The 19,855-nt window shown below is 63.7% G+C and carries 20 protein-coding genes, 2 tRNA genes and 1 pseudogene; 6 read left to right on the plus strand and 17 right to left on the minus strand.

The features are described 5' to 3' along the window. Position 1: 1 nt before the first annotated feature. From ACVINW_RS07430 to ACVINW_RS07495, 14 genes and pseudogenes are all read right to left on the minus strand, one after another. Positions 2–484, minus strand: a complete 483-nt coding sequence (locus ACVINW_RS07430) for a DUF7768 domain-containing protein (protein WP_456750696.1) — start codon at positions 482–484, stop codon at positions 2–4. Then, positions 481–1,251: a hypothetical protein gene (locus ACVINW_RS07435; RefSeq protein WP_456756604.1), complete on the minus strand. Its 771-nt coding sequence runs from the start codon at positions 1,249–1,251 to the stop codon at positions 481–483. Before ACVINW_RS07435 ends, ACVINW_RS07430 begins: the two co-directional genes overlap by 4 nt. Before the next feature lie 375 nt (positions 1,252–1,626). Beyond that, positions 1,627–1,797: pseudogene (locus ACVINW_RS07440) on the minus strand (NAD(P)-binding domain-containing protein); the annotation flags it as partial. Then, the gene (locus tag ACVINW_RS07445) at positions 1,763–3,349 is read right to left on the minus strand and encodes a DUF6538 domain-containing protein (protein WP_456750697.1); all 1,587 of its coding nucleotides are present in this window, start codon (positions 3,347–3,349) and stop codon (positions 1,763–1,765) included. The gene ACVINW_RS07445 and the pseudogene ACVINW_RS07440, both read right to left, overlap by 35 nt. 85 nt (positions 3,350–3,434) lie before the next feature. Then, positions 3,435–3,510: transfer RNA gene (locus ACVINW_RS07450), tRNA-Phe, on the minus strand. Positions 3,511–3,650: 140 nt separating this feature from the next. Continuing rightward, positions 3,651–3,833 carry a DNA gyrase inhibitor YacG gene (yacG, locus tag ACVINW_RS07455; protein ID WP_456750698.1) on the minus strand — a complete coding sequence of 61 codons (183 nt, stop codon included), beginning with the start codon at positions 3,831–3,833 and terminating at the stop codon, positions 3,651–3,653. A gap of 234 nt (positions 3,834–4,067) precedes the next feature. Beyond that, complete coding sequence (locus ACVINW_RS07460) at positions 4,068–4,697, minus strand: Maf-like protein (protein ID WP_456750699.1); 630 nt, start codon at positions 4,695–4,697, stop codon at positions 4,068–4,070. A gap of 202 nt (positions 4,698–4,899) precedes the next feature. Then, entirely contained in the window at positions 4,900–5,364 is a 465-nt protein-coding gene (locus tag ACVINW_RS07465; protein ID WP_456750700.1) for an arsenate-mycothiol transferase ArsC, read from the minus strand. Positions 5,365–5,418: 54 nt separating this feature from the next. Beyond that, positions 5,419–5,922 carry a UPF0262 family protein gene (locus tag ACVINW_RS07470; protein ID WP_456750701.1) on the minus strand — a complete coding sequence of 168 codons (504 nt, stop codon included), beginning with the start codon at positions 5,920–5,922 and terminating at the stop codon, positions 5,419–5,421. Further along, positions 5,919–7,214, minus strand: coding sequence for a histidinol dehydrogenase (hisD, locus tag ACVINW_RS07475; RefSeq protein ID WP_456750702.1), 1,296 nt, complete (start codon positions 7,212–7,214; stop codon positions 5,919–5,921). The genes ACVINW_RS07470 and hisD overlap by 4 nt, the downstream gene beginning before the upstream one ends. A 118-nt stretch (positions 7,215–7,332) precedes the next feature. Then, positions 7,333–7,761, minus strand: coding sequence for a DUF2948 family protein (locus tag ACVINW_RS07480; RefSeq protein WP_456750703.1), 429 nt, complete (start codon positions 7,759–7,761; stop codon positions 7,333–7,335). A gap of 376 nt (positions 7,762–8,137) precedes the next feature. Continuing rightward, positions 8,138–8,962: an alpha/beta fold hydrolase gene (locus ACVINW_RS07485; RefSeq protein WP_456750704.1), complete on the minus strand. Its 825-nt coding sequence runs from the start codon at positions 8,960–8,962 to the stop codon at positions 8,138–8,140. 70 nt (positions 8,963–9,032) lie between these two features. Continuing rightward, positions 9,033–9,533 carry a hypothetical protein gene (locus ACVINW_RS07490; RefSeq protein WP_456750705.1) on the minus strand — a complete coding sequence of 167 codons (501 nt, stop codon included), beginning with the start codon at positions 9,531–9,533 and terminating at the stop codon, positions 9,033–9,035. 171 nt (positions 9,534–9,704) lie between these two features. Further along, positions 9,705–10,013, minus strand: a complete 309-nt coding sequence (locus tag ACVINW_RS07495) for a UBP-type zinc finger domain-containing protein (protein ID WP_207833514.1) — start codon at positions 10,011–10,013, stop codon at positions 9,705–9,707. Positions 10,014–10,240: 227 nt separating this feature from the next. Here ACVINW_RS07495 and ACVINW_RS07500 point away from each other — a divergent pair, with 227 nt between their 5' ends. Continuing rightward, positions 10,241–11,572: an IS1182 family transposase gene (locus ACVINW_RS07500; protein WP_456756305.1), complete on the plus strand. Its 1,332-nt coding sequence runs from the start codon at positions 10,241–10,243 to the stop codon at positions 11,570–11,572. Positions 11,573–11,709: 137 nt separating this feature from the next. Here the strand turns inward: ACVINW_RS07500 and ACVINW_RS07505 are convergent, their stop codons facing one another. Together ACVINW_RS07505 and ACVINW_RS07510 are read right to left on the minus strand one after the other, a co-directional pair. Then, a complete protein-coding gene (locus ACVINW_RS07505) occupies positions 11,710–13,407 on the minus strand; it encodes an FAD-dependent oxidoreductase (protein ID WP_456750706.1) in 1,698 nt (565 codons plus the stop codon). A 44-nt stretch (positions 13,408–13,451) separates the two neighbouring features. After that, a complete protein-coding gene (locus tag ACVINW_RS07510; RefSeq protein ID WP_456750707.1) occupies positions 13,452–13,661 on the minus strand; it encodes a hypothetical protein in 210 nt (69 codons plus the stop codon). Positions 13,662–13,977: 316 nt separating this feature from the next. On the opposite strand from ACVINW_RS07510, the gene ACVINW_RS07515 reads away from it, so the two are divergent. Together ACVINW_RS07515 and ACVINW_RS07520 are read left to right on the plus strand one after the other, a co-directional pair. Next, a tRNA-Thr gene (locus ACVINW_RS07515) sits at positions 13,978–14,052 on the plus strand. A 237-nt stretch (positions 14,053–14,289) separates the two neighbouring features. Beyond that, on the plus strand, positions 14,290–15,882 hold the full coding sequence (locus tag ACVINW_RS07520) for a hypothetical protein (RefSeq protein WP_456750708.1): 1,593 nt from the start codon (positions 14,290–14,292) through the stop codon (positions 15,880–15,882). Here the strand turns inward: ACVINW_RS07520 and ACVINW_RS07525 are convergent. Then, positions 15,834–15,959: a hypothetical protein gene (locus ACVINW_RS07525; RefSeq protein WP_456750709.1), complete on the minus strand. Its 126-nt coding sequence runs from the start codon at positions 15,957–15,959 to the stop codon at positions 15,834–15,836. The two genes, ACVINW_RS07520 and ACVINW_RS07525, sit on opposite strands and share 49 nt — an antisense overlap. A gap of 112 nt (positions 15,960–16,071) precedes the next feature. Here ACVINW_RS07525 and ACVINW_RS07530 point away from each other — a divergent pair, with 112 nt between their 5' ends. The 3 genes from ACVINW_RS07530 to ACVINW_RS07540 all read left to right on the plus strand — a co-directional run bounded on the left by ACVINW_RS07530 (position 16,072) and on the right by ACVINW_RS07540 (position 19,742). Next, complete coding sequence (locus ACVINW_RS07530; protein ID WP_456750710.1) at positions 16,072–16,368, plus strand: hypothetical protein; 297 nt, start codon at positions 16,072–16,074, stop codon at positions 16,366–16,368. 245 nt (positions 16,369–16,613) lie between these two features. Continuing rightward, positions 16,614–17,357 (plus strand): outer membrane protein, encoded by a 744-nt coding sequence (locus tag ACVINW_RS07535; protein WP_456750711.1) that lies wholly within the window; start codon positions 16,614–16,616, stop codon positions 17,355–17,357. 240 nt (positions 17,358–17,597) lie between these two features. After that, entirely contained in the window at positions 17,598–19,742 is a 2,145-nt protein-coding gene (locus tag ACVINW_RS07540) for a methyl-accepting chemotaxis protein (protein WP_456750712.1), read from the plus strand. Positions 19,743–19,855: the final 113 nt, after the last annotated feature.

The raw sequence follows: 19,855 nt of genomic DNA on the forward strand, positions 1-19,855 counted from the left end.
TCTACTCCTCCAGCCTATCAAGAAAGGACAGCTGCTTCGCAGTGGTCTCTTTGCTTGGATGACTGGATTGATATTCTGAGATCTGAGCGAACAAATCTTCCTTGGTCGCGCCGGTAGAATGAATTTCGGGTTCGAACTTCAAATCCGTAATCGAGATCTCACGTATCTCCCGCGCGCGATTTTCAATCGTGAAGAAACGAATTGGCTTGGCTAAAGATTGAGCGTATCGAATTTCAAAGAGAACCCCGTTAGCTATGAGGTGCCCAAACACCCAAAGCTCGTCGGAAACGCGGATGAGATTGTTGTTTCCTTGTCGGACAGAATCACGTGATACGCGGTCCGCAAGGAAGTATCCGAACGCTCGGAAGGGATTCAGTGGGACACCACCGTTAAGGAAGACAAATTCGCAGACAGCGTCTCTGCAGTAGAAATGGGTTTTTGATTGCGCCGTGAATATTATCGGCAAAGGCGATACGCGGCTCATTCTACACTCCGCATCTCGCGTGCAATCTGCAGTCCCGAAAAATAGCCGCTTACCAGCGCAGCAACTAAACCGCGAAAACGGCCATTCACATCTCCCGCGGCCCAGATGCGGGTATCCGGAACACGAAGGTTGTCGCTCAGCATTGGATATCCACCCAGGCCCTCTACCGCAGGATAATGTATCACGGCGTGCGAGAATGCTGCGTCGCCAAACCGAGCCACAAGTTGTCTCAATCCGTCGGCCATCAACGCTGCCAACCCCGCCCCAAGCTGAGAACCTACCGGAGTGTCCTCCGCAACCTTCGCACACAAGAAGTCCGATAACTCCATTTGAACTCGTGCTGAAGGGCTGCGCAATCGGTCAAGTAAACCATTGAGACATCGCTGAGCCATTGCTTCATCCAGGATTCGTAGATGAAATCCGACGTTCGACATGCCTGTCATATTGCCATCGGCACGGCCAGATAGGGCCAAAATTCCTTCATGCTCAATCGCGACGATCTCACCGTTGCGGCAGCAACAGAACGTCCGATACTCAATGTCACGGCGCGGACTGGTGAAGATGAACTTCGGATCAACTTGCGGATGATCAGCTAGAAAAAATTGACCCGTAGGCTGCTCGATTCTAACGCCAATTTCGAAACGACGAAATCGGCTTGGAAGGAAGCCCGTTCGTTGGACCAATAGCGGGCCAAAGCGGCCGGTTGCCAATAAGACAGCTCTCGCAATAAGCGCCTCTTCCGCGTCGTCGCTCGTCGAGAGGCTCAATCGGTAACTCTGCTTATGCTCGGCTAGTTCAGTGACGGTAGAATTAGAGCGCAGCCGTCCCCGGACAGCGTCTTCCATCGATGAAATGAACGCCCTACGTTGTTCGAGGCTTCCGTATGTGGACAGATATCTCTTTTCTATGGTGCCTCGCCCTGCGTGCGGATTCGGTTGGGCGGAGATTTCCGACGGAACGCCATCCATCGGGATTCCAACCTTTCGGAGTTCCGACATTAGCCAGCCGTACGCGCGCTCGAGATCGGCTCGGGGCGTAAGAGACCACAACTCTGTGGCAGAAGGGAAAAAGGAAAACTTACCATCCGAAAAGAGACCCGCGCCCCCAGTGCCGTGACCGAGATCAGCGGAGGACTCGTGATTGCGCCCAGCCAGCGATTTGCCAGTATCGACTACACAAAAGTCTAGGCCAGCATCCTTGCAAGCGAGGCCAGCGGCAAGTCCCGCGGGCCCCGCGCCGATAATGACAACCGGATAGGTTTCATTCGAGGGTGCACCGTCAGCTTGCGGCCACATCGCGCACTCTCCGCTCATGCGATTTCAACTCAAGACCGGGTATCTTACAGAGCTCTCGATAGAGCGCATCCACTGGAAATTCTCCGTATGAATCTGCAACCGCCTTCAGGCCGTGTCCTGTAATCGCATCGAGAATATCTCGAGCAAGCCCATGCTTGCGCCCCAGCGTTCTGATCCGATGACGCCAGGAGTGGCTCGGTGACAGTCGTGGATCCTTCAATCCGAGCTGACGTACGAAGCGCCCGATCATTTTCGTGCCGTTGCCACCGCGCTTGCCGAACTTATCGGGCGAGAGATCGGCAAAGAGGGGTCCGGACTTCACCTGAGTAACGTAGTTCAGCAGTCCGCTCTCACTGAGAGCGGGATGAACGGGGACGATGCGCTCAGAGCCCGAGGTCTTCAGGGACCCTGCTTCTGGAGCAAATTTCATGCACCAGATGCCCTCGATTTGGAGGACGTCCTCGAAGCGCAGCTGGCAGATTTCCGAGAGGCGAGCTCCCGTGTAAGCGCCGATCCAGGGCACCCACCGTTTGACGGGATCCCGTTCGGACAGAGCCGCCCGAAGAATGATCTTCGCTTCCTCGTCGGTGAAGCTCCGCTTCTTCTCTCCCTGCTTGCTTTTGACTTCCAGCGAGATGCCGTCAGCGGCATTGGACGGGACCAGTTTGTTTTGAACGCCCCACTGCAAAATCGCCCGCACAGGTGACAGCTTTGAGCCTTGAATGGTCTTTCCGCGGAGGCCGGCGGCAACCAATGAACGCTTCCACTCGACGAGGTTGTCGCCAGTGACCTGATGAGCGTCACTGTGACCGAGATACTTCTCAAGTTCTCGGATCACGCGTGACCATTCGTAGACAGTTTTGGCGACCGGCCGTCGCTCAGCCTTCCAACCATCCAGCAGATCCTGGAAGGAGACAGCTCGCCGCGGTGCGAGCGGAATTGACGGCGAGGAGGTCATACCAGCAAGTGAGAAGAGCGGAGAGACTACAAACTCGCCCTTGGCCATCCTCGACAGGGTCACGCTCGCGCGTTGAACCGCCGCGGCGACAGCGCGAGCCAGAGTTCGTCGGCTCTGATCATCAACAACAAGTCCGCGTTGCGAAAGGCAGTCGTCTGCCGCCTGCAAGCACCATTCTTCCATTCGGAAGATTTTTGTCGCGGCATCATCAATCGCGATGGTTGAGAGGTCGAACAGATGATCCAGTTCGGTCGAGGTGAGCCGCTTCGACGGTCCAAAGACGCGGTCCCCGAGTTCGATATCCCAAAAGGCTTGTTGGCTTGGATTGTCTAGATGCATGTCTAGCCAGCGATCATGGGCAACGACCGCCAGTTCGTGCGCCTCACGCTCGGTCAGCGACTTCGGACCTGTTCGCAAGTTGGCCCACCGAGCCTCCAACTCCGCGAGCGCCTTGGCGTGCCGCACCTTCGCCTCGGCGGGATCGCGGGTCTGAAGGCTGACCTTCTCCTCGCGCTTGCCGATAAGCTTGCGCAGGTCGTCGGGTACGACTTTTCGGAGCTGATAGATCCCCGTTTTCGGGTGCTTCCAAGGACGTGACATTGCGAGCGGCATTGTACCACCTGTTTGTACCAACGAGGTAGCGTCAAGCCGCTGAAATTGCTGAATTGCTTTGGATATCAGGCCCTTAGGAGAGCCGTGGTGCCCAGGGGCGGGATCGAACCACCGACACTGCGATTTTCAGTCGCATGCTCTACCAACTGAGCTACCTGGGCATACTCGCGGGGCCTGAAAGGCCGGTGCGAGCGGGCGGTTTATAGAGAGGTCGGGGCGCCGTGTCCACCCGGCTTCGCGAAACGCTTCGCCGGGCGCGGCCCGCACCTGAACGTTTCCCCAACTTGTTGGGAAATCTTGGCTATTCCGGGTCTTCCGCGTCGTCCTCGCGGCCGGGAACGACGTAGCGGCCGGTCAGCCAGCGGTTGAGGTCGACGTCGCGGCAGCGTGGCGAGCAGAACGGGCGGAAAGCCTGTTCGACGGGCTTGCCGCAGATCGGGCAGGCGCGCGGCGTGGCCGGGGGCGTTGGGGGTTGGTCGGTCATGGCTGAAGCGGAGCGTACACTATCAGGCAATCGAGAAGGCGGTCTCGTGTTCCGCTCTCACCCCGGTCCCCTTTCCCTTCTCCCCTTGTGGGAGAAGGTGGCGCGGACGCAGTCCGCGACGGATGAGGGGTCTCCATCCGCGGAAACCGACCCCTCACCCGGAATTCAAGCTATCGCTTGAATTCCGACCTCTCCCACAAGGGGAGAGGTGCACCACCGATGCGGCAACGAATCTCACACCGTGGCCGTGTTGAGCCAGCCGTGGCGGATTGGGAAACCTTCGCCGCCGAGCAGGGTCACGGTCTCGTAGAGCGGCAGGCCGACCACGTTGGTGTAGGAGCCGACCATCTTGACCACGAAGGATCCGGCGATGCCCTGCACGGCATAGCCGCCGGCCTTGCCGCGCCATTCGCCGGAGCCGATATAGGCTTGGATGTCGTCCTCGCTGAGGCGCTTGAAGCGCACGCGGGTCTCGACCAGGCGCTGGCGGAACGCCTCGCGCGGCGTCACCACGCAGATCGCGGTGTAGACGCGGTGGTTGCGGCCCGACAGCAGCCGCAGGCACTGCGCGGCCTCGTCGACCAGATTGGCCTTGGGCAGGATGCGGCGGCCGACCGCGACCACGGTGTCGGCGGCAATGATGAAGGAGCCGCGCAAATCGTCGTCGAGCTGCACCGATTTCAGCGCCGCGTCCGCTTTCGCACGCGCCAGGCGGTTGGCGCAGGCGCGCGGCAGCTCGCCCCGCCGCGGGGTCTCGTCGACGTCGGCCGGGCGCAACGCGTCGGGCTCGATGCCGGCCTGGTTGAGCAGGGCCAGCCGCCGCGGCGAACCGGAAGCAAGAACGAATTTGGGACGGCCTAGCATGCGGGCTTTTGGGCTGAATCGGGGGGACGGACGCGGGCGGAACCTATCGGATGGGGCATGGATGCACAACCTTGGAACCGGCTTGCGAATCGCACGCCCCCTTGAAGACAAGGCCCCATAAGCACAGTCGTTTGTCAGTCTGGCGACAAGGCGCGGTTCTGCCAATCGGAACACCCGGCGCCCCCTTCACCTCGACCGGGCCTCACAGATTGGCAGCGCCCGCCTTGGCAAAACGGCGGCGGATGCGCAGCAACAGGCCGTCGCAGACCTCGCGATAGGCGGCGAGCTTCTGCTCGCGATTGCCGCCGGTGCCGGTCGGATCGACGGTGGGCCAGTATTCGACCTCGGCGGCGAGCGTCCGGGTCAGATCCAGCGCCTTGTGGTGCGCCTCCGGCGACAGCGTGATGATGAGGTCGAAATTCAACCCCTCCCAGTCCTCGAGTTCCTCGAAGGTCTGCGGCTTGTGGCCGGAAATGTCCTGGCCGAACTCGGCCATCACCGCGACCGCGAACGGATCGAGCTCGCCCTTCTTGACGCCGGCGGAACGGACGTAGACGCCCTGCGGAAACATCTGCTGCAGCAGGCTTTCGGCCATCGGCGAGCGCACGGCGTTGTGGCCGCATGCGAACAGCACGGCCTGAGGGTTGCGCGCGCGCGGCGCTTCCATGCGATCAGGCTTTTTTTGGCCGGGGCAAAACCCCGTCCATCATCGCATCACCGATCATCCGCCCTCGCCCTTCCAGTGCAGCACGGTGATGAGCGTGAACAGCCGTCGCGCGGTCTCGAAATCGACCCGCACCTTGCCCTTGAGCCGCTCCTGCAACGTGCGCGAGCCCTCGTCATGGATGCCGCGGCGGCCCATGTCGATCGCCTCGATCTTGTCCGGCGTCGCGGTCCGGATCGCCTGGTAATAGCTGTCGCAGATCATGAAGTAGTCCTTCACGACGCGGCGGAACGGCGTCAGCGACAACAGATGCGCCACCACCGGCGTGCCGTCCTCTTTCCGGATATCGAACATCAGCCGGTTGCCGGTGATCGCGATATGCAGGGTGTAGGGCCCGGCCGCGGCGCCTTCGGGTGCGAACAGATTCTGCTCGACCAGGTCATAGATCGCGATCGCCCGCTCATGCTCGATGTCCGGCCCGGAACGGCCGATCGATTCCTCGTCGAGCGTCACCGCGACGATGCGATTGTTGGAATCCTCGTCGTCTGGCGGCTTGTTCATGAGAGGTTGAGGCGCAATCCGACGGAACGTGAGTGGGCATCGAGACCCTCGGCCTGGCCGAGCGTCATCGCGGCGGGTCCGAGCGCACGAAGCTGATCCGGCCCGCACCTCAGGATCGAGGTTCGCTTCATGAAGTCAAGCACCCCGAGCCCCGAGGAGAACCGCGCCGAGCGCGCGGTCGGCAGCACGTGATTGGAGCCGCCGACATAGTCGCCGATCGCCTCCGGGGTATGGGCCCCGAGGAAGATCGCGCCGGCGTTGCGGACCTTTTTCGACAGGCCCTCTGCGTCCGCGGTCATGATCTCCAAATGCTCGGCCGCGATCGCATTGGCGAGCTCCACCGCGTCGTCGAGCTTGGCGACCTTGATCACGGCGCCGAATTCATTCCACGACGTGCGGGCGATCTCGGCCCGCGGCAGCGTCGCCAGCTGCGCCTCGACCGCGCGCTCGACATCGGCGGCGAGCCGCGCGCTGTCGGTGATCAGGATCGACTGCGCACTGACGTCGTGCTCGGCCTGCGCCAGCAGATCGGCGGCGATCCAGTCGGCGTTGGAGGTGTCGTCCGCGATCACCAGCACCTCGGAGGGCCCGGCGATCATGTCGATGCCGACCTTGCCGAACACCAGCCGCTTGGCGGCGGCGACATAGGCATTGCCGGGACCGACGATCTTTGCCACCGGCGCGATCGTCGCCGTGCCATAGGCCAACGCGGCCACCGCCTGGGCGCCGCCGACGCGGTAGATCTCCGAGACGCCGCCGAGATGGGCTGCCGCCAGCACCAGCGGGTTGAGCTTGCCGTCCGGCGCCGGCACCACCATGACCACCCGCGGCACGCCGGCGACCTTGGCCGGCACCGCATTCATCAGCACCGAGGACGGATAGGCCGCGGTCCCACCGGGCACGTAGAGCCCGACCGCATCGACCGCGCTCCAGCGCCAGCCGAGCTCGACGCCTTCGGCATCGGTGAACCGCTCGTCCTTCGGCAGCTGGCGGCGGTGGAAGGTCTCGATCCGGTCGCGCGCGAATTTGAGCGCCTCAACGGTTTCGGGGTCGCAGGCTGCGACCGCGGCGTCGATCTCGGCCGCCGTGATGCGCAGGCCGGCGGCGTCGAGTTCGAGCCGGTCGAACTTCCTGGTCGCCTCGAGCAGCGCCGCATCGCCGCGGGCCGCCACGTCGTCGACGATGGCACGGGTGGCGCGTTCGACGTCGGCCGAGACCTCGCGCTTGGCCGCCAGGAATTCGCGGAAACGCTGGTCGAAATCGGCGCTCTGTCGGTCCAGGCGAACGGGCATGACGGCTTTCTTAGGTGGAATTCAGCTCCCTGCTCAATGGCGCGGCGGATAATGGCCGTCAACCCTTCGGGAGCGCTGAAAATTGGCGTCGTCCCGGCGAAGGCCGGGACGACAGGATTTACCCCGGCACCACGCCGAGGTCGTCTTCCCCGAGATCGGTCAGTTCGCACTCCAGGCACTCGACATCGAGCCGGAGCGCCGCACCCTGGCCGAACATCAGCAGCGCGCTGCCGCCAGGCGGGTCGGAGGCATGGAATTCGATCCCGAGCAGTTCCAGGGTGGCCTCCGGGGCCTCGGGGTCGATATTGCGCGCCTTGCATGCCAGCACCCGGTCGAACCGGAGCGCGGCAATCAGCCGGCGCGAGCAGGTGCCGCCGGACAGGGTCTGTTCCCAGTCGAGCCGGTTCAGGCCGACCACCAGGCGCTTCTCGTCCTGGCGCCAGACGATGTCGGCAGCCTGGACGCGGGCGTCCTGGACATGGGCCGAGATCACCGCGAGGTCATCGGCATCGAGGGCGATCAGTTTCAGCGGCGCGGGTGGCGACATGACGGTGGTTATAACGCCTTGCGGCCGAGGAGGTAGCAGGTCGCCTTGAGATAATCGCGTCGGAGGAACCGGAGTTGCGCGCGAGACAGGTGAGGTGAGCACGCTCTTCAAGCTCCCTCCCCCCTTGCGGGCCCCTCGCGGGGGAGGGTTGGGGAGTGGGGTAAGCCCCGGGCGAGAAGCGTAACGAAACGATCGGCTTCGCAATCTCGGTTGCATAGTCGAACAGCCAGTTCGAGAGAGCGTGCCGTGTGGCCACCCCCTCTCCCTAACCCTCCCCCGCAAGGGGGAAGGGAACCCTACCGCTGGTGGCTTCCTCACTTGGACGTCGGTGAAACTGCGCGATGGTGAGATGCGCAACGCAGAACGCAACTCTGTCTCAGCCCTTGATGAACGCCAGCAGGTCGGCGTTGATCGTCTCGGCTTCGGTGGTCGGCATGCCGTGCGGAAAGCCCTTGTAGGTCTTCAGCGTGCCGTTCTTCAGAAGCTTGGCCGAGAGCGGGCCGGAATCGGCATAGGGCACGATCTGGTCGTCGTCGCCATGCATCACCAGCACCGGGACGTTGATCTTCTTCAGGTCCTCGGTGAAGTCGGTCTGCGAGAAGGCGACGATGCCGTCGTAATGCGCTTTCGCGCCGCCCATCATGCCCTGCCGCCACCAGTTCTGGATCACCGCTTCCGACGGTTTCGCACCGGGCCGGTTGTAGCCGTAGAACGGCCCGGCCGGCAGATCGCGGTAGAATTGCGAGCGGTTGGCCGCGACCTGGGCCTGCAAGCCGTCGAACACCGATTTCGGCAGGCCGCCGGGATTGGCCGGCGTCTGCACCATCAAGGGCGGCACGGCCGCGATGATGGCGGCCTTCGCCACCCGGCTCTCGCCGTGGCGCGCAATGTAGTGCACGACCTCGCCACCGCCGGTGGAATGGCCGACATGGACCGCATTCTTCAGGTCGAGATGCGCGGTGACCGCCGCGAGGTCGTCGGCATAATGGTCCATGTCATGACCGTCGGCGACCTGGGCGGAGCGGCCGTGGCCGCGGCGGTCATGGGCGATGACGCGAAAGCCGTGGTTGAGGAAGAACAGCATCTGCGCGTCCCAGTCGTCCGACGACAGCGGCCAGCCATGGCTGAACACGATCGGCTGGCCCGAACCCCAATCCTTGAAAAAGATCTCGACGCCGTCTTTGGTGGTGATGGTGGGCATTTGATTGCTCCTCTTGTTGCGTGCGTCATTCCGGGCTCGCGCTTCGCGCGCCCCGGAATGACGAGAATGATCAGGCGAACGTAACCGGCCTGAACCGGCGCCAGGCGCCGATGATCACCAAAGCGAAGAACACCAGCACGATGCCCTGCACGACAGCGAATACCGGCCCGGACGGCGGGTTCGGCGGCACGGCCGGCGCCAGCGCCTGCAACGCAGGCACCTTGAGGAAGCTCTGGATGACAAGCACGAAGACGTTGAGATAGAGCGAGACCATCGCGGTCACGATATAGATCGGGCGCCAGGCGCCGTTAAGCCGCATCGCATACAGCGCGATGCAGGCGATCGCGAGCAGCACCAGCGAGAGGCCGCCGATGATGTGCGACGGCAGCAGCTTCTCGGTCACCAGCGGCGGGATCACGAAGCCGGTGGCGTTGGTCAGGATCGTGAGGATGAGGAAGATCGAGGTCAGGCCGGGCATCGCGCGCGAGCCGAGCAGGCCGAACATCACGATCACACCGGCGGCGATGGCGATCAGGCTGATGATGACGTGGACAAGCACGATCGTCGACATGTGGCGCACTCCCCGTTGAGGACCCGCACCACGTTACGATGCGTCTTTGCAAATTGCTACATGGTTCGATGGCAGGATGGCCGGCATCTCATCCGAAATTTTTCCGGCGCCGGCTTTGATCGACCCGCGCCCACGGATGCAGCGACCTGTGCGCGGATTGGGACGTTGAAATCAATAATAGCGCGGGATCGGGCCGTTATGCGGCGTCTTGCGCTTCGAAAGGTCGAACAGCACCTCGTCGACATAACACCAGCCCCAGCCCTCCGGCGGATCGTAGCCCTCGATCACGGGATGGCCGGTGGCATGGAAATGCGCGGTCGCATGCCGGTTCGGCGAGTCGTCGCAGCAGCCGACATGGCCGCAGGTCCGGCAGATCCGCAAATGCAGCCAGCGGCTGCCGCTCTTCAGGCATTCCTCGCAGCCGAGCGCGCTCGGCGTGACGTCCTGAATGCCTGCGATATGGCTGCAGCCTTTTGTCATTTCTGGCCTCTTTAGATATGCCTCACGCACGCTGTTTGGCCCGTCATCCTGAGGTGCGAGCTCTTGCGAGCCTCGAAGGATGCACGGCCGCACTGTGGCCGATTCATCCTTCGAGGCTCGCTCCGCTCGCACCTCAGAGGGTGTGATTTTTTTGGGGTTTCAGCGAGCATTATAGCCGAAAGCCGGCGCGGTGTGATTCTCTGGCGATGATGGATTCGCGGGAGGTGATGTTGGCTGCCGATGAGTTGTTTGGGGACCTGCCGGAGCAGGCGAAGCCACCAGTCGAAGCGGGCTTGCCCGGCGCTCCGCGGCTGCGTGAGCCCCAGCGCGACCAGATTGCGCTGCGAGCGGTTGATATTGAGAGCCTGATCGGGGAAGACCATCCGGTGCGGCTGATCTGGTCTTATGTCGAAGAGCTTGATCTGAGTGAGTTGGAGGACCGGATCAAGGCTCGCGGCGATCGTCCCGGTCACCCCGCGACCTCGCCCCGGCTTTTGCTGGCGCTGTGGCTCTATGCCGCCAGCGAAGGCGTTGGCAGCGCGCGGGCGTTGGAGCGGCTGTGCGAGAGCCACGATGCCTATCGCTGGCTGTGCGGCGGGGTGTCGGTGAACTATCACCTGCTGGCGGACTTCCGGGTCGGCAACGCCGATCTGCTTGACCGACTGCTCAGTGAGCATCTGGCAGCGTTGGCAAAGGCCGGTCTCGTCGATCTGGAGACCTTGGCGCAGGATGGCATGCGGGTCCGGGCCAGCGCCGGGGCCGCCTCGTTCCGGCGCGAGGCGACGCTGGATAAGCATTTGGCGCAGGCTGAGGCCGTGGTGGAAGACCTCAAGCGCGAGGTCGACACACGCTCGGACGCCAGCAATAAGCGTGCCCGGGCAGCCAAGGAGCGGGCCGCGCGGGAACGCAGCGCGCGGGTGAAGGCGGCGCAGACGGCGCTCGCCGAGATCAAGCAGCAGCGCAAGGAGCGCGAAGAAAGTCGCGGCAACGGCAAGACGCCGAAGGAGCCGCGGGCCTCCACGACGGACGCCTATGCACGGGTCATGAAGATGGCGAACGGCGGCTTCCGCCCCGCCTACAACGTGCAGGTGACGAGCGTGGCCGGCGAGCAGATCGTCGTCGACACCAGAATTTGCAACATCGGATCCGATCGCGGCCTGATGCGCCCCATGCTGGAGCGGCAGCGTGCGCGGCCCGGAGGGTTGCCCAAGGACCATCTCGTCGATGGCGGCTTTGGCAGTGCCGAGGACATCGAATGGGCCTATGCCGAGGGCATCGATATCTTTTGTCCGCCCACTCAATCCAAGCACGGTACCGATCCCTATCTACCGCGGCGCGGCGACGGTCCGGGGGTGTTGGCCTGGCGTGCGCGAATGGCGAGCGAAGAGGGCAAGGCCCGATACAGGTCCCGGTCGATCTGCGAGTGCATCCATGCCCGCTGGCGCAATTGGGACCTGCGGCAATTGACCGTGCGCGGCATCGAAAAGGTCCGTGCCGTCGTGCTCTGGTACGCCCTCGTCAACAACATCCTGCAAGGCAACCGCCTCTCCAGAGCCTAAACAACGGGTCATCGCCGAACTCGAACTCAAACCTGCCAATTGCTGCGACGAACAGCCGCCAAAAACTCCGCAGGAGCCGAATCCGTCACAAGCTCTCAGGATGACGGGGAAACGTTATGCTTGCGCATCAATAATCCCTACAACGACGGACTCCCCGCATCGGCGAGATAGCCGTGCAGGGCGGCGACGACCTGGGCGCCTTCGCCGATCGCGCCGCCGACGCGCTTGACCGAGCCGGAGCGGACATCACCGACCGCGAACACGCCGGGCACCGTGGTCTCGAGCAGCGGCACGGCGCGCGCGCCCTCGCCGTTCTGCACGCCGGTCACCACGAAGCCGCCGCGGTCGACCTGCACGCCGCAGCCCTCGAGCCAGCCGGTCGCCGGATCGGCGCCGACGAACAGGAAGAGGTTGCGGATGTCCATGGTGAACTCGTCGGGTGCGAGCCGGCTGCGCCAGCGCACCCGCTCCAGCGTCTCCGCGCCGTCGAGCCCGACCACCTCGGTGTTGAACATCAATTCGATGTTCGGCGTCGCCTCGATGCGCTCGATCAGATAGCGCGACATGCTGGCGCCGAGCCCTCCGCCGCGAATCATCATGTTGACCCGGCGCGCATGCGCCGACAGATACACCGCGGCCTGGCCTCCGGAGTTGCCGCCGCCGACCAGCACGACGTCCTGGTTGGCGCACAGCCGCGCCTCGATCGGCGAGGCCCAGTACCAGACGCCGCGGCCCTCATAGCTCTCGAGATTGTCGATCTGAGGCCTCCGATAGCGCGCGCCGCTGGCCACCACCACCGACCTGGCGCGCAGCGTATGCCCGCATCCGGTGGCAAGCGCGAACGCACCCGACGCCTGCGTGCAGTCCAGCGATTTGATCGAGACCGGGATCAGCATCTCGGCGCCGAACTTCTGCGCCTGGTTGAAGGCGCGGCCGGCCAGCGCCTGGCCGGAGATGCCGGTCGGGAAGCCCAGATAGTTCTCGATCCGCATGCTGGCGCCGGCCTGGCCGCCGAAGGCGCGGGAATCGAACACCGCGACCGACAGCCCTTCGGAGGCCGCATAGACCGCGGTGGCGAGCCCGGCCGGGCCGCTGCCGACCACGGCGACATCGTAGAGCTTGTCCTGCGCGCCGTTGCCGATCATGCCGAGCGCCATCGCCAGCGCGGTCTCCGAGGGATTGCGCAGCACGGTGCCGTTGGGACAGACCACCAGCGGCAGCTCGGCGCGGGTCGGCGAGTAGCGTGCGACGAGGTCGGCGGCATCCTTGTCGGCCTCGGGATCGAGGACGTGATGCGGCTGGCCGTTGCGCGCCAGGAAGTTCTGCAGCGGCGCCATGTTGCCGACCGAAGCGGAGCCGATCAGCACCGGCCCGCCGGCGCCGCCCTGGATCAGGCTGACGCGGCGCAGGATCAGCGCGCGCATGATGCGCTCGCCGAGATCGGCCTCGGCGACCAACAGCGCGCGCAGCCGCTCGGGCGGCAGCAGCAGCGTCTCGACGGCACCGTCGGCATGGCCGTCGACCAGCGCCGGGCGGCCGGAGAGCTGGCCGATCTCGGCAAGAAACTGCCCCGGCCCCTGGTCGATGATCGGCGTGACATGGCCGAGACCGTCGCGCTGGGTGATCGCGACATTGCCCGAGAGCACCACGAACATGCCGGGGCCCGGCGCGCCGGTCTCGAACAGCGCCTCGCCGTCCTGATACGAGCGCGGCTCGCCGAAGCGGCGCATCCGCTCGATCTCATGCGCGGTCAGGGTCGGAAAGGTCTGCTCATGGCGCGGGAAGGCATAGGCGGTGGCGTTCAGCCGGTTGATCGTCGTCTCATCGATAGCCATCTCGGCGTCCCGCTTCTCGTTGCACCACACATCTAAGAGTCGGATTAGCGGCCCGGCCCATTTTCGCCGGCGTTGTCCAGCGAGCCGTCATCTGGCGAGCGGTCGGCCAGTTCGGAGGCGGCCGCATCGTCACGACCGCGCGCCTGCGATTTCCGCCGCTTGAGGTTTTCGCGCAGTGCCAGCTTGAGGCGATCCTGTCGTGAATCCTTCACGCGGGCTCCGGCCGGCCCGCCGCCTCTGTCCTGCTCGCTCATTGCAAACTCTCGAACTGCTATCGCGTTGCGCGAGACGACCATAGCCAATGGCGGATGCCCGCGCACCCTGCCCGGTCGGCCAGTTGCGCACCCGGTGGCATGATTCGGCGGCTTGGCGGATCAGGAGCTTTCGGTAGAATCGGGAACCCAATCGAGCCCAAATCGACCGGATTGGGCGGAATCACTCGACGGAACGCCAATTTCTGCCCATTTCACCGGCAGTGAGGGCGCTGTTTCGCTTGCGCGAAAGGGAGGCCTGTGGCAAGAACCGCCCGCTTGGACGGGCCCTCGGGGCCGATTCAATTTTCCCGGGCATGCTGCCGTAGCTCAGTGGTAGAGCACTCCATTGGTAATGGAGAGGTCGACAGTTCAATCCTGTCTGGCAGCACCATCCCGTTCCACTGACACATCAGTCACCCACTGAAGAAATTGGGCCCGGCCACGCGATGCTGGCTGGGAGCTGCCGGCGTGGTCCACTCTTGTTGCAACTCCGCGATTGGGGCCAGGACTTGCCCCCGGGCGCGTGGCGCGCAAAGTTTGAAAATTTGATGACCAAATGTCGCAAGTAAGTTGAGAGAATCAAAATATTCGCGTCATGTAGTCCGATAGTCAGGTCGAGAATCCCCGAGTGCATTCCCCCCGCTACAACATTTTGCTGCTGTGCGCCGCCGCAGCCCTGAAAACCAATACGGTATCGGACCATATTCGTGCGTTTCGCCAGTATGGTCGGCACAATTTTACGATTGTGGATTCGCTGGCGTTCGAGGCGATCGGAACGGATCTCGATGCCTATGACTGCATCGTATTTCACTATTCCATCGTGATCTCGATGGACAACTACCTTCCCGCCTCTTTCCGCGACAAGATAAGACGGTTCAAGGGGGTCAAGGTCGCGTTCATTCAGGACGAATATCGCTTCATCGATCGTCAAAACGCTGCATTGGCCGATTTGCAGGTCGGCGTGATTTTCACGGTCACGAATCCCGACGTGACCCGAAAGATTTACCGCGACCCGTATTTCGATGGTGTCCGCTTCGAGCACACGCTCACGGGATTTGTGCCCGAACATTTGCTGTCGATTGACGTGCCTGACTACGCGGCGCGCCCGCTCGAGGTTTCGTATCGCGCACGCAAGGCGCCGGCCTGGCTCGGATCGTTCGCCGAGGAAAAATGGCGAATTGCCGACAGATTTGCCGCCGATGCAGCCCGGCACAACTTGGTCTGCGACATCGACACCAGCGAGACGTCCAGGATCTATGGCGGCTCCTGGGTCGATTTTGTCGCGAGCTCGAAGGCGGTCCTCGGGACGGAGAGCGGCGTCAGCTTCATCGATTTCACCGGGGACACCCAGGTCGACGTCGAACGCTTCTGCGCAGAAAATCCCGATCTCCCTCACGAGGTGGTGAGACAGAGATTTTTGGGTGACGACGACGGCAAGATCGTCATCCGGGTGGTTTCTCCGCGCATTTTTGAAGCTGCCGCGCTTCGCACCCTGATGATTCTCTATGAAGGTGACTATTCAGGTGCGGTACGGCCGTGGGAGCATTACGTACCGCTCCGGCGCGACCACGGCAACATGGCGGAAGTGGTCTCGATCATCCGAAATCCGTCCAAGGCACAATCGATAATCGATCGCGCGTATTACGAAGTTGCCCTGTCGCCTGCATGGACGTTCAAGCAGATGATCGAGCGATTTGACCAGGTCGTCATCGACGAAGCGCAACGGCTCGGGCTCACACGCAGCACGCTTCCTGAGACGCTCGGCCCACTGGAGCTAGCCATCAGCACAAAAGGACTTCAGTGGGTCGCCCGCGGCCAATACCTCGAGGAGCACGTTGTCCCGGTCTACGACAACCTGGTCGACGGCCATCTGGAATTGGTCGGACACTATGAGCGCCTGAACCAATACTATCAGGGGTTGGTCGAAGACTACCAAAGTCTGGCCGAAGACTACCAAAAGCTGGCCGGAAACCATCAAAGCCTGGCTGAAGGCAACCAAAATCTGGCCGAAAGATACCAGGAGCTCGCGCGAGACCTGAGCCTTCCGCTCAGCCGCGTCGCCTATGTGCGGCTGCGGCAAAGCCTCAGCTCATTGAAGATGAAACTGACGCTCGCCCTTCAGCAGGTGAAGGCGCTCCGGGGCGAGCAAATGCCCTCGTCCGGTTCGCTGGATCAATGCGCGAGCAGCGCGCCGACCCCACCGATCATCAGCGCGACGTAGAACGCGAACACACTGCCGACCCATTTCCAATCGATCTGTCCGTGTTCGGGACTGAGGCTTTCGATGATGTCGTGCATGATGGTTTCCTTGAGATGCATGCAGGGCGTATAGACCGCGCTCCGAGCACATCATGTGACTCACTTCACACTTTATGCGGACTTCAGCGTGACCGGCCCGGAATTAAGGAAATTGCGCAAACATCTCGGCGAGGCGCTCGGCCGTGAGCTGACGGCCGCCGACATGGCGAAACTGTGCGGGCTGCCCGCGGCCGGCGGCGCCGAGAAGCTGCGCAAATGGGAAGTCAGCGGCCCGCCGCCGAAGGTCGCCGGCCTGCTGCGCGTGCTGGCGATGGCGAGCGAGCACTATCCGATCCTGCAGGAGTTCGACGTGTTCGATCGCCACGACGTTCCGGTCGGGGAGCGCACCGCGCGCCGCGCAGCGTTCCGCGAGCAGATGCGCGACGATGTGCGCAAGCGGCTCGCCTAAGGCGGGATGAGTTTTGATTGAATCGGCTTGGTTAACGGAAGTCGCGCTCGTGCACGCCGCGTTAAGCCTTCCGTCATCCCGGCTTAAGCGTTCGTTAGGCACAACAAAACGTTTCGCCGCAAAGGCTGCGACTTAACGCGCCAAGCCGTCGTTCGGTGAGAAATTTTATTCAAATGCGGGCTAACCCAGCGACCATGGATGGCGCCATTCACGCTGCGCCTCATGACTTGTCCGGAGACTGCCCCATGAAGACGTTCCTGCTCGCAACCGCAGCCGCAGCTGCTACCGTGGCCGCCCTCGGCGCGACCGCTCACGCCGCCGACTTCAACCGCGGCTATTACCAGAAGGCGCCCGCGCCCGTGTACGCCGCGCCGCTCTACAACTGGACCGGCTTCTATCTCGGCGGCCATCTCGGCGGCGTGTTCTCGGGCAACAACAATTTCAACGGCCTCGCGCTGTCCGACTCCGACGCCCGCTTCATGGGCGGCGTGCAGGCCGGCTACGACTGGCAGCTGTCGCCGATGTGGGTGATCGGCCTCGAAGGCCAGTATTCCTGGCTCAGCGGCCATCAGCTCAACGCCATCTTCCCGGGTGGCTACGTCTACAACAACAACCAGCGCGGCATCGCCTCGATCACCGGCCGCGTCGGCTACACCTGGGGTCCGGGCCTGATCTATGTGAAGGGCGGTTACGCCTATTCCGACAACAACGAGTCGGTGACACTGGGCGGCGTGCCGGCCGGCTTCGCGCTGACCGACAACCACAGCAACGGCTGGACCATCGGCGGCGGCGCCGAATACATGTTCGCGCCGAACTGGTCGGCCAAGGTCGAGTATCAGTACTACGACTTCGGCGACAGCCGCTTCACCGCGCCGGGCGCGCTGGCGCAGTACGGCAGCTTCCACAATGACGAGCACACGGTGAAGGCCGGCCTCAACTACCGTTTCAATCTCGGCAATCTCGGCGGCCCCGCTTACGGCCGCTACTGAGACGACCGACCGTCACAACCAGGAGTGGAGAGGCCGGCTCGCGCCGGCCTTTTCTGCGTCCGATCGCGTGCATCGATTTCGCACAGCGAACCGAAACGGCGACTGTGCACGGCGGCCCTGAAAAATCCCGCAGCTCGCCGCAATTTTCCCGATTTTGTTAACCCGCCGCACCGATACTCCCGCGCCGGGGAAACATCCAAGAGTAGTGGCCGGGATAGTTGGCCAGGGGGTACAGGGGCAATGGCGTTTTCGTTCAAGCTCGGCAAACCAAAGCTCAAGCGCATCCGCCTGCCGCAGATGGGCGTCAGGGGCAGCCTGTTCGCGGCCTTCGCCGTGATCGCAGGCATGGCGCTCGTTATCAGCGCGGGCGCCGGCATCGTGCTGCATCGGCTCGGCGGCACCATGAGCGATCTCTCCGGCCGCGACATTCCGCGGCTCGCCGCCAGCCTTCAACTATCGGCGCAGAGCGCCTCGCTTGCCGCCCAGGGTCCCGGCCTGCTCGCGGTGCAGAGCGAGGATGCCTTGGCCGAACGCACCAAGAAGGTGCAGGAGGTCGCGCAGCAGACCAATGCCAAGCTCGGCGAGATCATCGAGCTCGGCGCCGACAAATCCGTGGTGAGCGCGCTGCAGGAGAACGTCAAGAACACCGACGAGGCGACCAAGAGCCTGATCTCGGCAGCGCATGAGCGGCTCGATATCGCGGCGCTGCGCGACAAGCAGTACAATGCGCTGCGCAAGGCGCATAACGCCTTCGTCTCCGCCGCCGGGCCCGCGATGCTCGACGCGCAGACCCGGCTCAACGCCATCCTCGCCTCGGCCGATGTCTCCGCCGACGACGCCACCGAAGCGGCCCGCACCGTCGGCCAGATCAGCAATGTGCTCTCCGTCAGCAATCTGATCGCCGCCGACATGACCGCGGCGCTGTCGGCCACATCCAGCGAGACGCTCGATGCGATCGAGGCCGAGTTCAAGAACGGCCGCGAGCGCGTCAAGTCGAACCTCGAGGACCTGCCGAACAATCCGGCGATCGTCGCCGTGCGCGACACCGCCGCGAAGCTGCTCGCGCTCGGCGAAGGCAAGACCGGCGTGTTCAAGGTCCGCCAGAAGGAGCTCGATTCGATCGATTACGGCCAGACCATCCTGGAAGAGACCCGCAAGCTCAATGTCGGGCTCGGCATCAGCGTGCAGCAGCTGGTCGAGGCCGTGCAGAAGGAGACCGACGCCTCGACCTTCCAGGCGCGGCAGCAGATCTCGCTCGCGACCACGGTCATGATCGGCCTCGGCGCGCTGACGCTGGTCGGCTCATTCCTGTTCGTCTGGCTCTATGTCGGGCGCAACATCCTGCGCCGCATCCGCGGCTTGCAGCGCTCGATGCAGCTGTTGTCCGACGGCGACCTCGACACCGAGATCCCGCAGAGCCGGCAGCGCGACGAGATCGCCGTGATGGCCGACGCGCTGCAGGTGTTCCGCGAGAGCATGATCGAGAGCCGCGAGCTCACCGACAACCAGAACAAGGACCGCTCCGCCAAGGCCGAGCGCGCCTCGCGCATGGAGGCGCAGATCGCAGCGTTCGAGTCCAACGTGCAGAGCGCGCTCGGCAGCCTGCAGACCGCCGCCAACTCGATGCAGTCGACCGCGCAGAGCATGTCGGCGACCGCCGACCAGTCGAGCGCATTGGTCAACGCGGTCGCCTCCGCCGCCGAGGAAACCTCGGTCAACGTCCAGACCGTATCGGCCGGTACCGAGGAACTGTCGTCGTCGATCCAGGAGATCGGCCGCCAGGTCGTCACCTCGGCGGAGATCGCCCGCAAGGCGGTGGAAGAAGCCAGCGCCACCGACAGCACGATGCAGGGGCTCGCCGACAACGCCGCGCGGATCAGCGTCGTGGTCGACCTGATCCAGACCATCGCCTCGCAGACCAACCTCCTGGCGCTCAACGCCACCATCGAGGCGGCGCGTGCCGGCGAGGCCGGCCGCGGCTTTGCCGTGGTCGCCTCCGAGGTCAAGAACCTCGCGAGCCAGACTGCGAAAGCGACCGAGGAGATCCGCCAGCAGATCGTCAGCATGCAGGAGGTGACGACCACGGCGGTCTCCGCGATCCGCAACATCTCGAGCACGATCGGCGAGATCAACGACGTCACCACCGCGATCGCCGCCGCGGTCGAGGAACAGGGTGCCGCGACCCGCGAGATCGCCCGCAACATCCAGCATGCGGCGGGCGGCACCAGCGAGGTGTCGAGCAACATCGTCGGCGTCTCCACCGCCTCGGCGGAGGCCGGCACTGCTGCCGCCGAGGTGCTCAACGCCTCCGACGCGCTGCGCCGCGAGGCCGACGTGCTGCGCTCGGAGATCGACGGATTCCTGTCGAACATCCGTGCGGCGTAACTCGCCGCCGCCGTTCGGGGGCCTCGAGATTCTCAGGTGCGCAATTGCGCGTCTCGGGGTGACGGAATTGGCTTGCTCAGCTTGCTCAGTGTCATCACCCGCGCATGCGGGTG

Source organism: Bradyrhizobium sp. USDA 4461 (assembly GCF_054055655.1).